The sequence below is a fragment of the Streptomyces sp. CB01580 genome, assembly GCF_001905795.1.
Taxonomy (GTDB): Bacteria; Actinomycetota; Actinomycetes; order Streptomycetales; family Streptomycetaceae; genus Streptomyces.
Genome location: NZ_LIXJ01000003.1, coordinates 687,554 through 701,286 on the forward strand (window position 1 = coordinate 687,554; position 13,733 = coordinate 701,286).

12 protein-coding genes and 1 riboswitch are annotated in these 13,733 nt (G+C 70.1%); of the genes, 1 reads left to right on the forward strand and 11 read right to left on the reverse strand.

Annotation, left to right across the window (positions count from 1 at the left end; genetic code table 11):
* Positions 1–73 precede the first annotated feature (73 nt).
* Positions 74–2,959, reverse strand: coding sequence for an aminomethyl-transferring glycine dehydrogenase (gene gcvP / locus AMK22_RS08095; protein ID WP_073782721.1), 2,886 nt, complete (start codon positions 2,957–2,959; stop codon positions 74–76).
* A 194-nt stretch (positions 2,960–3,153) separates the two neighbouring features.
* Positions 3,154–3,249, reverse strand: a riboswitch (glycine riboswitch).
* A 113-nt stretch (positions 3,250–3,362) separates the two neighbouring features.
* On the opposite strand from gcvP, the gene AMK22_RS08100 reads away from it, so the two are divergent.
* On the forward strand, positions 3,363–3,731 hold the full coding sequence (locus AMK22_RS08100) for a PRC-barrel domain-containing protein (protein ID WP_073782899.1): 369 nt from the start codon (positions 3,363–3,365) through the stop codon (positions 3,729–3,731).
* Here AMK22_RS08100 and AMK22_RS08105 read toward each other — a convergent pair.
* The 10 genes from AMK22_RS08105 to AMK22_RS08150 all read right to left on the reverse strand — a co-directional run bounded on the left by AMK22_RS08105 (position 3,656) and on the right by AMK22_RS08150 (position 13,594).
* On the reverse strand, positions 3,656–5,116 hold the full coding sequence (locus AMK22_RS08105; protein ID WP_073782723.1) for a DNA polymerase IV: 1,461 nt from the start codon (positions 5,114–5,116) through the stop codon (positions 3,656–3,658). The two genes, AMK22_RS08100 and AMK22_RS08105, sit on opposite strands and share 76 nt — an antisense overlap.
* Before the next feature lie 58 nt (positions 5,117–5,174).
* Positions 5,175–5,792 (reverse strand): MerR family transcriptional regulator, encoded by a 618-nt coding sequence (locus AMK22_RS08110; protein WP_073782724.1) that lies wholly within the window; start codon positions 5,790–5,792, stop codon positions 5,175–5,177.
* A 182-nt stretch (positions 5,793–5,974) separates the two neighbouring features.
* A complete protein-coding gene (locus AMK22_RS08115) occupies positions 5,975–6,448 on the reverse strand; it encodes a bifunctional nuclease family protein (protein WP_073782726.1) in 474 nt (157 codons plus the stop codon).
* A gap of 54 nt (positions 6,449–6,502) precedes the next feature.
* Complete coding sequence (gene ftsR / locus AMK22_RS08120; RefSeq protein ID WP_073782728.1) at positions 6,503–7,243, reverse strand: transcriptional regulator FtsR; 741 nt, start codon at positions 7,241–7,243, stop codon at positions 6,503–6,505.
* 17 nt (positions 7,244–7,260) lie between these two features.
* Complete coding sequence (locus AMK22_RS41730; protein WP_073782730.1) at positions 7,261–8,049, reverse strand: FHA domain-containing protein; 789 nt, start codon at positions 8,047–8,049, stop codon at positions 7,261–7,263.
* A gap of 190 nt (positions 8,050–8,239) precedes the next feature.
* A complete protein-coding gene (locus AMK22_RS08130) occupies positions 8,240–9,028 on the reverse strand; it encodes a DUF881 domain-containing protein (protein ID WP_073782732.1) in 789 nt (262 codons plus the stop codon).
* Positions 9,029–9,033: 5 nt separating this feature from the next.
* The gene (locus AMK22_RS08135) at positions 9,034–9,366 is read right to left on the reverse strand and encodes a small basic family protein (protein ID WP_073782734.1); all 333 of its coding nucleotides are present in this window, start codon (positions 9,364–9,366) and stop codon (positions 9,034–9,036) included.
* Entirely contained in the window at positions 9,363–10,226 is an 864-nt protein-coding gene (locus tag AMK22_RS08140; RefSeq protein ID WP_199883159.1) for a DUF881 domain-containing protein, read from the reverse strand. The genes AMK22_RS08135 and AMK22_RS08140 overlap by 4 nt, the downstream gene beginning before the upstream one ends.
* A gap of 150 nt (positions 10,227–10,376) precedes the next feature.
* Complete coding sequence (locus tag AMK22_RS08145; RefSeq protein WP_073782736.1) at positions 10,377–12,872, reverse strand: mannose-1-phosphate guanyltransferase; 2,496 nt, start codon at positions 12,870–12,872, stop codon at positions 10,377–10,379.
* A 113-nt stretch (positions 12,873–12,985) separates the two neighbouring features.
* Positions 12,986–13,594, reverse strand: coding sequence for a CDP-alcohol phosphatidyltransferase family protein (locus AMK22_RS08150; protein ID WP_073782737.1), 609 nt, complete (start codon positions 13,592–13,594; stop codon positions 12,986–12,988).
* Between the last annotated feature and the right edge of the window lie 139 nt (positions 13,595–13,733).

Sequence of the window (13,733 nt, forward strand, 5' to 3'; positions counted from 1 at the left end):
AACGAGGGCCGGCCCGGAAAGATCTCCGCACCGGCCGCGACGCGTGTCCGTGGCGTGCCCGGACGCGGGTGCGTCAGTTGTCGTACTCGTCCAGCGGCGGGCAGGAGCAGACGAGGTTACGGTCGCCGAAGGCACCGTCGATCCTGCGCACCGGCGGCCAGTACTTGTCGGCGGCCATGACACCGGCCGGGAAGACGGCCTGCTCACGGCTGTAGCCGTGCTTCCACTCGCCGCCCAGCGCCGCGGCGGTGTGCGGTGCGTTGCGCAGCGGGTTGTCGTCCGCGCTCCACTCCCCCGAGGCCACCTTCTCGATCTCGCCGCGAATGGCGATCATCGTGTCGCAGAAGCGGTCGAGTTCCGCGAGGTTCTCGCTCTCGGTCGGCTCGATCATCAGCGTTCCGGCGACCGGGAACGACATGGTCGGCGCGTGGAAGCCGTAGTCGATCAGCCGCTTGGCGACGTCGTCGACGCTGACGCCGGTGGCCTTGGAGAGCGGCCGGAGGTCCACGATGCACTCGTGGGCGACCAGACCCGCCGGACCGCTGTAGAGGATCGGGAAGTGCGGTTCGAGCCGCTTGGCGATGTAGTTGGCGGCGAGCACGGCGACCTGCGTCGCGTGCTTCAGCCCCTCCCCGCCCATCAGGCGGACGTACGCCCAGGAGATGGGCAGGATGCCGGCCGAACCCCACGGCGCGGCCGAGACCGGTCCGACCCCGGTCGCGGGGCCCGCGGCGGGCTGCAGCGGGTGGTTGGGCAGGAACGGCGCGAGGTGCGCGCGCACGCCGACCGGGCCGACGCCGGGGCCGCCGCCGCCGTGCGGGATGCAGAAGGTCTTGTGCAGGTTCAGGTGCGAGACGTCACCGCCGAACCGGCCCGGCTTCGCGAGGCCGACCAGGGCGTTGAGGTTGGCGCCGTCCACGTACACCTGACCACCGGCGTCGTGCACCTCGGCGCAGATGTCCGCGACGTGCTCCTCGAACACACCGTGCGTCGACGGGTAGGTGATCATGAGCACGGCGAGCTCGTCGCGGTGCTTCTCGATCTTGGCGCGCAGGTCCTCGACGTCGACCTCGCCGTCGTCGGCGGTCTTCACCACGACGACCTTCATGCCGGCCATCACCGCGCTGGCGGCATTGGTGCCGTGCGCGGAGGACGGGATGAGACAGACGGTCCGCTGCTCGTCGCCGTTGGCCCGGTGGTAGGCGCGCACGGCCAGCAGGCCCGCGAACTCGCCCTGCGAGCCGGCGTTCGGCTGGATGGACACCTTGTCGTACCCGGTGACCTCGGCGAGGCGCTCCTCCAGCTCACGGATGAGGGTGAGGAAGCCCTGGGCCTGCTCGGCCGGGGCGAAGGGGTGCAGACCGCCGAACTCGGGCCAGGTGATCGGCTCCATCTCGGTGGTCGCGTTCAGCTTCATGGTGCAGGAGCCGAGCGGGATCATGCCGCGGTCCAGGGCGTAGTCCCGGTCGGCGAGCCCGCGCAGGTAGCGCAGCATGGCCGTCTCGGAACGGTGCTGGTGGAAGACCGGGTGGGTGAGGAATTCGTCGGCGCGCAGCAGGTTCTCGGGCAGCGCGTCGGCGGCGTCGGCGTCCAGCGCGTCGATGTCGCCCCCGACGCCGAAGGCGGCCCAGACGGCGGCGATCTGCGTACGCGTGGTGGTCTCGTCGCAGGCCACGGAGACCAGGTCCGTGTCGACGAGCCGCAGGTTCACCCCGCGCTCGCGGGCGGCGGCCACGACGTCGGCGGCCCTGCCCGGGACGCGAACGGTGAGGGTGTCGAAGTAGCTCTCGGTCACGATCTCGGCACCGGCGGCGCGCAGACCCGCGGCGAGGACCGTCGCGTAGCGGTGGGTGCGCCGGGCGATCAGCCGCAGTCCCTCGGGGCCGTGGTAGACGGCGTACATCCCGGCCATCACGGCGAGCAGCACCTGGGCGGTGCAGATGTTGCTGGTGGCCTTCTCGCGGCGGATGTGCTGCTCGCGGGTCTGCAGGGCCAGCCGGTACGCCTTGTTGCCGTCCGCGTCGACGGAGACGCCGACGAGGCGCCCGGGCAGGCTGCGGGCGAGCTTCTCGCGCACGGCCATGTAACCGGCGTGCGGTCCGCCGAAGCCCATCGGGACGCCGAAGCGCTGCGTGGTGCCGACGGCGATGTCGGCGCCCAGCTCGCCCGGCGAGGTGAGCAGCGTGAGGGCCAGCAGGTCGGCGGCGACGGTGACGATCGCACCGAGTTCACGGGCCTGCTCGATGACGCGCCGGGGGTCGCGCACCGCGCCGGAGGCACCCGGGTACTGCACCAGGACGCCGAAGACGCCCCGCTCGGCGAGCTCGGCGGGGATGCCGTCGGTGAGATCGGCGACGACGACCTCCACACCGGTCGGTTCGGCGCGGGTCTCGACGACCGCGACCGTCTGCGGCAGGGCGTCGGCGTCGACCAGGAAGACGCCGTCCTTGACCTTGCCGACCCGTCGCGAGAGCGCCATCGCCTCGGCGGCCGCGGTGCCCTCGTCGAGCAGGGAGGCGCCGGAGGTGGGCAGCCCGGTGAGGTCGGCGACCATGGTCTGGAAGTTGAGCAGCGCCTCCAGCCGGCCCTGCGAGATCTCCGGCTGGTACGGCGTGTACGCCGTGTACCAGGCGGGGTTCTCCATGACGTTGCGGAGGATCACCGGCGGGGTGAAGGTGCCGTGGTAACCGAGCCCGATCATCGGGGCCAGCACCTGGTTGCGGTCGGCCAGGGCGCGCAGCTCGGCCAGGACCTCGGCCTCCGTGCGGGCGCCCGGCAGGGCGAGCGCCTCGGCGCTCCTGATGACATCGGGCACCGCGGCCGCGGTCAGCTCGTCCAGCGATCCGTAACCGACCTGGGCGAGCATCTTCGACTGCGCCTCGGCATCGGGACCGATGTGGCGCTCTTCGAACGGAATGCCCAGCTCCAGCTGGGAGAGCGGAGTGCGACGGGGGGTCATGGTGGAGGCCTCCTGGTCTGTCACGACCTGCGAAGGGGCACCGCGGCGCGGGTGCCCGAACGGCCTCCCCCTCTGTCATCTCGACCTGAGAGCTTCACCGGCGCACCTGCGGCACACCGGCTTTCACCGTCGGTGAGGAAGGGAACCGAACCGGCACTCGGCCGCACGGGACCCGCCCTGCTTTCCAGAGTGACCTCGTCCGTGCGGTACGGGGGCCTGAGAGATTCCGGGGAGGATTTGCTCCTTCGGCGCCTTCGGATCGGCTCCGGAGGCTCTCCCGCACGGGGTCAGCGGCCGTCACCAGCCTACCAGCGGGGTTCGTGGCGGAGCCCTCGAGTGGCCAACCCCCCGATTGTGCCTTTCTGTAGTGCTTGTGGAGTAGCCGCGACCAGTGGGAGGGATCGTGCAGACCGACATCGATCCGCGCAGCCTGATCGGCCGCAAGGCGTTCGACCGCAAGGGCACCAAGATCGGAACCGTGGACGAGGTGTACCTCGACGACGCGACCGGCGTACCCGAGTGGGCGGCCGTGCGCACCGGACTCTTCAGCCGGGACGCGTTCGTCCCGCTGGAACCCAGCGAATTCGTGGAGGACACCCTCCGCGTCCCCTTCGACCGCGCCCTGATCAGGGAAGCGCCCGACTTCGGTGTCGGCCGCCACCTCTCGCCGGAACAGGAACTCCAGCTGTACCGGCACTACGGTCTCGACTCCTCGTCCGGGGGGACCGCCCCGGACAGGGACTTCGGCAGGCTGGCCGGCCAGGAGGAGTAGTCCACCGGATCGCGCACCAGGGGCATCGGCTCGGCCGGCCGCAGCTCCGGGTCGTCGGTCCGGAACGTGCGCACCCGGCCGGGCGCCGACCAGGGTTCCTCGAACCTGACCGTCACCCGGCCGAGACCGCTGCCCTGCACCCAGCCGTGGCCGTAGGTGTCGTGGTGGACGTCGTGGCCCGCGGGCCAGCCCCTGGCCGCGAGCCGTTCGGCGGTCTCCGGCGCCTCCTCGGACGCGACGGCCGCCGCGCGGTCCGGCTCCCGCCCCTCGTCGGCGTCCGTCCCGGCCGTGTCCCCGGCAGCGGCCCGCTCACCGGCGGCCTGGGCGAACAGGTCCTCCTGGGTGTAGTCGGCGAGGCCCGTGACCCCCACCCCCAGCAGCCGTACGCCCCCGGTGGTGTCGACGGCCTCCAGGAGCCGCGCGGCGGCCTCCCGGACCACTGCGGGATCGTCCGTGGGCCCCCGCAGCGTCTCGGACCTCGTGAGCGTGGAGAAGTCGTAGCGCCGCACCTTCAGCACCACCGTGCGCCCGGACCGCCCCGCCCCGCGCAGCCGCCGGACGCACCGGTCGGCCAGCCGCTCCACCTCCGTCCTGACCCGCACCCGGTCGTGCAGGTCCGTGTCGAAGGTGTCCTCGACCGACACCGACTTCGCGTCGCGTTCGGCGACGACGGGCCGGTCGTCGTGCCCGAGGGCCATGCGGTACAGCGAGACGCCGTGCGCCTTGCCGAGCAGCCGTACGAGCTCCGCCTCCCCCGCCTCGGCCAGGTCCTCGACCGTCGTCATCCCGGCCCGACGCAGATGATCGGCCGTCGCCGGCCCGACGCCGGGCAGGATCCGTACGGACTTGGGCGCGAGCAGCGCCCGTTCCGTCCCCGGCTCGATGAGCCGCAGGCCGTTCGGTTTCGCCTCCTCCGACGCGATCTTGGCCAGCATCTTGGAACCCGCGAGCCCGACCGATCCGGTGAGCCCGGTGACGGCCTCGATGACCGCGCGCAGCTCCTTGCCGACCGCCAGCGCGGAGGCCGTGTCGTCGGCCACACCGCCGGCTTCCAGGTCGACGAACGCCTCGTCCAGGCTGAGCGGCTCCACCAGCGGGGAGAGCCGCCCCAGCAACTCCATCACCTGGTCGCTGACCGCCCGGTACAGATGGAAGCGGGGCACCAGATAGGCCGCGTTGGGCGCCAGGCGCCGCGCCTGCGCCATCGGCATCGCCGAGTGCACCCCGAAGTGCCGGGCCTCGTACGACGCGGTGGCGACGACTCCGCGCGGCCCCAGACCGCCCACCACGACCGGTTTGCCGCGCAGACTGGGCTTCGCCGCCTGCTCCGCGGAGGCGTAGAAGGCGTCCATGTCGAGATGGAGGATGGTGGGCGCGGCTCTCACATCTTCCGATGCTGCCCCATGGCACTGACAATCGCCGTGCCCCGGTTCCCCGGCGCGGTCATCCGGCGCGGTTGCGCCGCCGTGCCAGTTCGTCCGTGGGGTTGCTCCCGATCAGCGTCTCGCCGGTGTCCACCCGCTCGCCGTGCAGCTGCGACAGGGCGGCGTCGACGTCGTGCCACACCACGCCCACGGCGATCCCGAAGACCCCCTGGCCCCCCTGGAGCAGGTCGACGACCTGGTCGGGCGAGGAGCACTCGTAGACCGTCGCCCCGTCGCTCATCAGCGTCATCCGCTCCAGGTCCTGGAATCCCCGGGCCCGCAGGTGCTGCACCGTGGTGCGGATGTTCTGGAGCGCGACGCCCGTGTCCAGGAAGCGCTTGACGATCTTCAACAGGACGACGTCCCGGAAGCTGTAGAGCCGCTGCGTGCCCGATCCGTACGCAGGGCGCACGCTCGGCTCGACCAGGCCCGTTCGCGCCCAGTAGTCGAGCTGCCGGTAGGTGATCCCCGCGGCCGCGCAGGCCGTCGGCCCCCTGTAGCCGATGTCGTCGGCCGATGTCACTCCGCCCCCCGCCATCACAGTCGGTTTCACCGATTGCCCGATGGTGCGGCCGGCCGTACTCCCCTGCTGCGGATACGGCCCACCGACTGCCGTACCGTCGCCGCTGCTTCTCACGCCGACCTCCGTCCTTGACCTGCCACCTCGAAGGTAGGCAGTCACTCGGGGTGCGTCAACGATCGCCACACTCGGCACGCCGAGTGATAATCACCCTGAGGGTGGTTTCCGCTGCCGTACGAGCGGGAAAGGCTTGTCGGATGCGCTGTCGGCGTCCCCTCGGACGGGTTCCTGACTGACGGCTACTGGCTGCTGCTGCCGAAATCCTCCGGTGAGATCTGGTCGAGGAACTCGCGGAACTTCTCCACCTCGTCCTCCTGCTCGTCCGGAATGGCGATGCCCGCGTCGTCGAGCACGCCGTCGCTGCCGTAGATCGGCGTTCCCGTCCGCAGGGCGAGGGCTATGGCGTCGGAGGGGCGTGCGCTCACCTCGACCCCGCTGGCGAAGACCAGCTCCGCGTAGAAGACCCCCTCCCTGAGATCCGTGATGCGGACCTCGGTCAGCTCCTGACCGACTGCCTGGAGCACATCCTTGAAGAGGTCGTGTGTCAGGGGCCTGGCCGGAGCCATGCCTTGCTGGGCGAACGCGATCGCGGTCGCCTCACCAGGACCGATCCAGATGGGGAGGAACCGGTCGCCTCCCACTTCACGCAGGAGCACGATCGGTTGATTGGAGGGCATCTCCACCCGGACACCCACAACGTCGAGCTCGTTCACACAGCAACCCTAGGACGTGCTCGGCAGGTTTGGGTAGTCGGGGCGGCGACGCGATCAGTGGAGGCGCACCCGCAGAGCGGTCTGCACCAGGGCGGAATGGAGCCGTACGGACAGCTCCGCGAGTTCTCGCGCGGTGGCCTCCGCGTGGGCTCTGGTCTGCGGATTCCGGTGACGGCGCAGGGGGGCGACGACCTGCTCGATGAGCCCGGCCTCGCGGTCCGCCGCCGCCCGCATGGCGCGCAGGTGACGCGGTTCCAGACCGAATCGGCCCAGATCCGCCACAAGCTTGGCCACGGTCACCATCTCGGCGTCGTAACCGCCCTCGGCGGTGGGTGTGACCAGTCCGTACGACTCCCACTCGGCCAGGTCGCTCTCGGTGACCTCGGCGGCCGCGAGCAGCTCCGCACGGCCGATCCGGGGCGCCGTCGCCCGGAAGGGCTGCGCGTCCGTGCCCGCGTCGACCGGATCCTTCAGGCTGCCGGTGGGCAGCGCGGGCTGTTCGCCGCGGGCGAGCGCGTCCAGATGCTCGCGGATGACCTTCAGCGGGAGGTAGTGGTCCCGCTGCATGCGGAGCACCTGTGCCAGGCGCTCCACATCGGCCGCGCGGAACTTGCGGTAACCGGAGGGGGTCCGCTGCGGTTCGACGAGTCCCTCGGCCTCCAGGAAGCGGATCTTGGAGATCGTGACCTCGGGAAACTCGTCCCGCAGCCGCAGGAGCACCGTGCCGATGCTCATCGGACGGTCTTCGGCCGGGGCGGTGCCGTGACCGGCACCGCCCGTCGGTGTTCTCAGCATGGACCTTCCCTGACGGGTCAGATGCCCCGCTGGCTCGCGTAGAAGACCAGCCGGTACTTGCCGATCTGCACTTCGTCACCGTTCGACAGAGCGACGGAGTCGATGGGCTCACGGTTGACGTACGTGCCGTTGAGGCTGCCCACGTCACTGACCGTGAAGCTGCCGTCGGGGTTCCGGCGGAATTCCACGTGCCGACGCGACACGGTCACGTCGTCGAGGAAGATGTCGCTCTGCGGGTGGCGGCCGGCCGTGGTCAGCTCACCGTCCAGCAGGAAGCGGCTCCCGGAGTTCGGACCGCGCCGCACCACGAGGAGCGCCGAGCCGACCGGAAGGGCCTCGACGGCGGCCTGCGCCTCGGGCGAGAGGGACGGCAGGGCCGTCTGCCCGGTGGTCTCCGCGTCGTACGCCTCCAGACCGGAGATGGAGATGGTCGACGTCGTCTCCGAGGCACGCTCGGGAATTCCGCCCCTCAGCGGCGCGCCGCATTGGGAGCAGAAGCGACTGTCCTCGGTGTTGCGGTGGCCGCACCTCGTACAGACCGGCATGGACGAACCCTCCTGCCCCGGGCCGAACCCTCCACCCGTACCCGAGTTCGACGGTGCCCCGAAACCTATGCGGCCGGCACCGGCGGGGTCAACGGACGACGCGCCGGAGGCGCCCGCCGCGCCGCTGCCCGGACCGGACGTCTCATCGCGGAAGAGCGGGCGCTGCGAGCCCTCCTCGTCCGCCTGGCCGTGGCGCGGTGCGCGATGACGGGCAGCCTCGTCGCGAGCGCTCTTGCCGAACAACTTCCCAAACAACTTCACGGGCGATTCCCCTTGACCGAAATAGACCCGCCCGTGGGGCAGGACGAACCCTGAACGAACACACCTGCCGACCCGGACAACTTCACAACGTCCGTATCCACTCGACAGTTTCCATTACGCACCACCATGTCGGTGCGGCGACCCCCCGCAACCTCCCGCCCGTGTTGCTCAACCCTTCCGTACCGCGGCCTCACGGGGATGACGACCGAGCGTAGTCAGGCCGCTGCGCCGGTCGCAAGACGTCCACGACGATGTCGTCGACCTGTTCCACATGCACCGTGGCCTGCTCCTTCTCCAGTGTCTGCACCACACCGCCGGGGATGTTGAGCGCGGGTTCCAGGTCCTGGGGCTTCCCGATCACCTTGAACACATACGGTGCGGTGATCTTACGGCCGTCGACCTTGACATTGCCGCCATCACCGGAGAAGTACGTGTTGGCCACCACTCTGACCCCGTTCACCTCGATCGCCTCGGCACCCGCCGCGCGCAGCTCCTGGAGCGCGTCGAGCAGCATGTCCGCCTTCACCCCGTTGCCGGGGTCGTCGACGGTGAGGGTGATCCCGGGCCCGTGGGCGGCCACGGTACCCGCGAGGACACCGAGTTGCCGTTCCTTCTCGACGGTCTGCCTGCGGGCCTCCTCGGCCTGGTCCGAGCTGTTCTCCAGCTCCGTGCGCTGGGCCTCGAGGCCCTGCTTCTCGTCCTCCAGTCGCTGCGTGCGGTCGTCCAGCTCGTCGAGGATGCGCACGAGGTCCTCCTGGCGGGCCCCGCGCAGCGCGCTGTTGTCGCTGGTGGAACGCACCTGGATGGCCAGGCCCAGGCCGAGGACGAGCAGCAGGAGCGCGACGACGAGTTGAGCCCGCGTCACCCGCGGGGGCCACAGTCCGGCGATGAGCCGCTGACGTCCCGTGAGCTCCGGGGTGGTGTCGTCGGGCCGCTCGGCGGCCGGTTCGCTGTTCTCGGGGATCTCTGCGTCGCTCATCGGCGTCAGGCCCGGAAGACGTGCCGACGGATGGCCGCGGCGTTGGAGAAGATCCGGATCCCGAGCACGACCACCACGCCGGTGGAGAGCTGGGCCCCGACACCCAGCTTGTCGCCCAGGAACACGATCAGCGCGGCCACCACGACGTTCGACAGGAACGAGACGACGAAGACCTTGTCGACGAAGATGCCGTCCAGCATGGCCCGCAGCCCACCGAAGACCGCGTCGAGCGCGGCGACGACGGCGATCGGAAGGTAGGGCTCGACCACCGCCGGCACTTCGGGCCGGACCAACAGTCCGACCACGACTCCCAAGACGAGGCCCAGTACGGCGATCACGATGTGCCCTTCTCTGCGTCTGCCGCACCACTGCCGGTGTCTGCGGCCCGGTAAGGCTGTGCTGTACGTACGATCAGGCTGGGGGCGACCGGGAGGCTCACCTTTTCCTGGACGGACATGCTGGTCCGGATGTCGAAGGTGTCCTTGAGCGCCTGCAGGTACTGGCCGTCGTCACTGTCCCTGAACGCGGCACCGAGCGGCTTCCCGTCCCCCACCGCCAGCACCGTGTACGGCGGCACGAGCGGTCTGTTGTCGACCAGTATGGCGTCACCGGCGGCGCGGATCGCCGACAGGGCCGTCAGGCGCTGTCCGTTGATCGCGATCGCCTCGGCGCCGGACTGCCACAGGCCGTTGACGACCCGCTGGAGGTCCCGGTCGCGGACGCGCCCGGTGTCGGAGAAGCTGCTGCTCTCCCGGGGGCCGCCGCCTCCCGCCTCGGCTTCCTTCGCGTCGTCGACCACGAGCTTCACACCCGGCCCCCGCACGGGTGTCGCCCCGGCGAGCAGTGCCACCAGTCCCCCCTGGTCCCCGCCGTGCTTTTCCAGCGCCTTGCGCTGGCGTCTGCCCACGTCTTCCCGGAGTCCGTCGACCTGGGACTCGAGGGTGTCGGCCGCCTTCGTCTCGCCGTCGATGCGGTCGATGAGCTCCTCGCGTTCCTTGGCGAGGACCGGGGCCGAGACACGCGCCTGCGCGGCGCCGAGCGTGACGACGAGAGCGGCGAGCACCAGGCAGGCGGCGAGGCCGAGCTTCGACCTGAGCCTGCGGGGCATGCCCGCGGTCCCGTCGGCCCTGCGACGCGCCGACGCCTCGGCGTATCCGTCGTCCAGGCTGTGGTCCATCACGTTGGTCAGCAGCGACATGGACGCGTCCGGACGCACGGGGGTACTCCGATCGGGGGTCTGCTGCGACATGCCGCACATCGTCGCACGGCTCCGCCGCTACCGCCGAATGGGCCCACCGGAGTGCCCTGCGGCGCCCGGGAGCGCCCCGGGCACACCGGTGGGGTCCCCTCAGTGACCTGCGCTCTCCACGACGCCCGCCCACTCCTCCAGCAGGGCCTGCGCGGACGCGTCGTCGGGTCCCTCGGCCCACAGATGGGTGACGGCCTCGGCAGGGTCGGGCAGCACCATCACCCATCGCCCGTCGGCCTCGACGACCCGCACGCCGTCCGTCGTGTCGACGCTGCGCTCCCCGGCGGCCTCGACGACCCGCCGCATGACCATGCCCTTGACCGCCCAGGGCGTGGCCAGATCGCGGCGCAGGACGTGGGCGCGCGGGATCCGGGCGTCGATCTGGCTGAGGGTGAGCTGGGTCCTGGCGACGAGCCCGAGCAGTCTCACGAAGGCCGCGGAGCCGTCGAAGACGCTGCTGAACTCGGGAACGATGAAGCCGCCGCGGCCGTCTCCCCCGAAGATGGTGCCCTCCTCGCGTCCCACCCGGGTCAGGTCGTCGGGCGACGTCGTCGTCCATTCGACCTGTGTCCCGTGGTACGCCGCGACCTGTTCGGCGACCCGCGTGGTGGTCACCGGCAGCGCCACGCGCCCGCTGCGCCTCTCGGCCGCGACGAGGTCGAGCATCACCAGGAGCGCCCGGTCGTCCTCGACGATCCTGCCCTTCTCGTCGACGAGGGAGAGCCGTTCGCCGACGGGGTCGAACCGCACGCCGAACGCGGCCCCGGCCGAGGAGACGATCTCGCCCAGCCGCACCAGGCCGGCGCGCCGGGTGTCGGCGGACTCGGTGGGCCGCGATTCGTCGAGGCCCGGGTTGATGGTCAGCGCGTCCACGCCGAGCCGCCCCAGCAGGCTGGGCAGGACGAGCCCGGCGCTGCCGTTGGACGCGTCGACGACGACCTTCAGCCCGGCGTCCGCGACCCCCGTGGTGTCCACGTTGCGCAGCAGGGATCCGGTGTACGAGTCGAAGACACTGGACGGGAAGTGCAGGTCCCCGATCTCGCCGGGGAAGGCGCGACGGTATTCCTGACGGGCGTAGACCCGATCCAGTTTCCGTTGCCGGGCCTGGGACAGGTCCGCGCCCCGCTCGTCGAAGAACATGATGTCGACCGAGTCGGGCACGCCGGGGGACGTACGGATCATGATCCCGCCGGCGCTGCCCCGCGCGGTCTGCTGGCGGGCGACGGGCATCGGTACGTTCTCCAGGTCCCGTACGTCGATGGCGCTGGCCTGGAGCGCCGAGATCACCGCACGCTTCAGCGCCCGGGCGCCGCGGGAATGATCGCGCGCCGTGGTGACCGTCGAACCCTTCTTGAGGGTGGTGGCATAGGCACCGGCGAGCCGGACCGCCAGTTCCGGGGTGATCTCGACGTTCAGAATCCCTGAAACGCCCCGGGCGCCGAAGAGATGGGCCTGACCGCGCGATTCCCAGATCACCGAGGTGTTGACGAACGCCCCGGCCTCGATGGTCTTGAACGGGTAGACGCGGACATTGCCCTGAATGATCGATTCCTCGCCGATCAGGCACTCGTCCCCGATGACGGCCCCGTCCTCGATCCGGGCGGCCCGCATGACGTCGGTGTTCTTACCGATCACGCATCCGCGCAGATTGCTGTGCTGGCCGATGTAGACGTTGTCGTGGACGACGGCCTTGTGCAGGAAGGCGCCGCTCTTGACGACGACGTTGGAGCCGATGACCGTGTGCTCGCGAATTTCCGCCCCGGCTTCGACCTTCGCGTAGTCCCCGATGTAGAGGGGGCCGCGGAGTACCGCGTCGGGGTGCACCTCGGCGCCTTCGGCCACCCAGACGCCCGGTGAGATCTCGAAGCCGTCGATCTCGACGTCGACCTTGCGTTCGAGGACGTCGGCCTGGGCCTTGACGTAGCTCTCATGGGTGCCGACGTCTTCCCAGTAGCCCTCGGCGACGTAGCCGTAGATGGGCTTGCCCTCCTTCATGAGCTGCGGGAAGACGTCGCCGGACCAGTCCACGGAGACTTCGGCCTCGACGTAGTCGAATACCTCGGGCTCCATGACGTAAATGCCCGTGTTGACGGTGTCCGAGAAGACCTGACCCCAGGTGGGCTTCTCCAGGAAGCGCTCGACCTGGCCCGCCTCGTCCACGATCGTGATCCCGAATTCCAGAGGGTTCGGCACCCTGGTCAGGCACACCGTCACCAGCCCGCCCTTTTCCTTGTGGAAGGCGATGAGATCGGTGAGGTCGAAGTCGGTGAGCGCGTCACCGGAAATGACGAGGAAGGTGTCGTCCTTCAGCGCCTCCTCGGCGTTCTTCACGCTTCCGGCGGTGCCGAGCGGTTTTTCCTCGTTGGCGTAACTGAGCTCCATCCCGAGCTCTTCGCCGTCCCCGAAGTAGTTCTTGACCAGTGAGGCGAGGAATTGGACGGTGACGACGGTTTCGTTGAGCCCGTGCCGCTTCAGCAGCCGCAGCACGTGCTCCATGATCGGCCGATTGGCGACCGGGAGGAGCGGCTTGGGCATGCTTGAGGTCATGGGGCGAAGGCGCGTGCCTTCGCCACCAGCCATCACGACGGCCTTCATGTCGGAATCGTCCTCCTTGAAGAGACGACGGTCTGGCCGACTTCGCCCGTCGGGGCACTGTTCGGGGCATCAGCGGGGGGCCGGCCACACTGCGCGGCGCCGCTTCAACGAGCTCAATCGGCTGTTGCGTCCGCCTTGACGAGTCGGCGGACCTGAACGACGTAGAGGATGCCTGCCCACCAGTAGAGCGTTGTACCCCAACCTGCGAACGCCCATCCGAAAATCGCGGCCAGCGAGGCCAGCCAACCACTTCCGTCGCTGAGCAGCAACAAGGGGAACGCGTACATCAGGTTGAACGTGGCGGCCTTGCCGAGGAAGTTCACCTGGGGCGGCGGATAGCCGTGGCGGCGGAGGATCCCCACCATCACGAGGAGCATCAGCTCACGCGCCAGCAGTACCGCGGTGAGCCAGAGCGGCAGGATCTCCCGCCAGGTCAGGCCGACGAGGGTCGAGAGGATGTACAGACGATCCGCGGCGGGGTCCAGGAGCCGGCCGAGGCTGCTGATCTGGTTCCAGCGCCGGGCGAGCTTGCCGTCGAGGTAGTCGCTGATGCCGCTCAGCATCAGGACGAGGAGGGCCCAGCCGTCGCTCTGCGGGCCGCCGAACACGGGGCGGAGAATCAGCCACAGGAAGAGCGGGACGCCGACAAGGCGAGCCATGCTGAGGATGTTGGGGATGGTGAGTACCCGGTCCGTCTGAACCCGAGTCTCCTGGACCTCCACCCGGGGGCCTCCTGTGAAGAACGTACGAATGATGCCCCCTGACCTTACCCGCAGCCGTCTGGTGCGGGTGCACAGGGGTGACGCGGCCGCCTCCCGTGAAGGGCCGGCCCCGCAAAAAGAGAAAGCCCCGCACCACAAG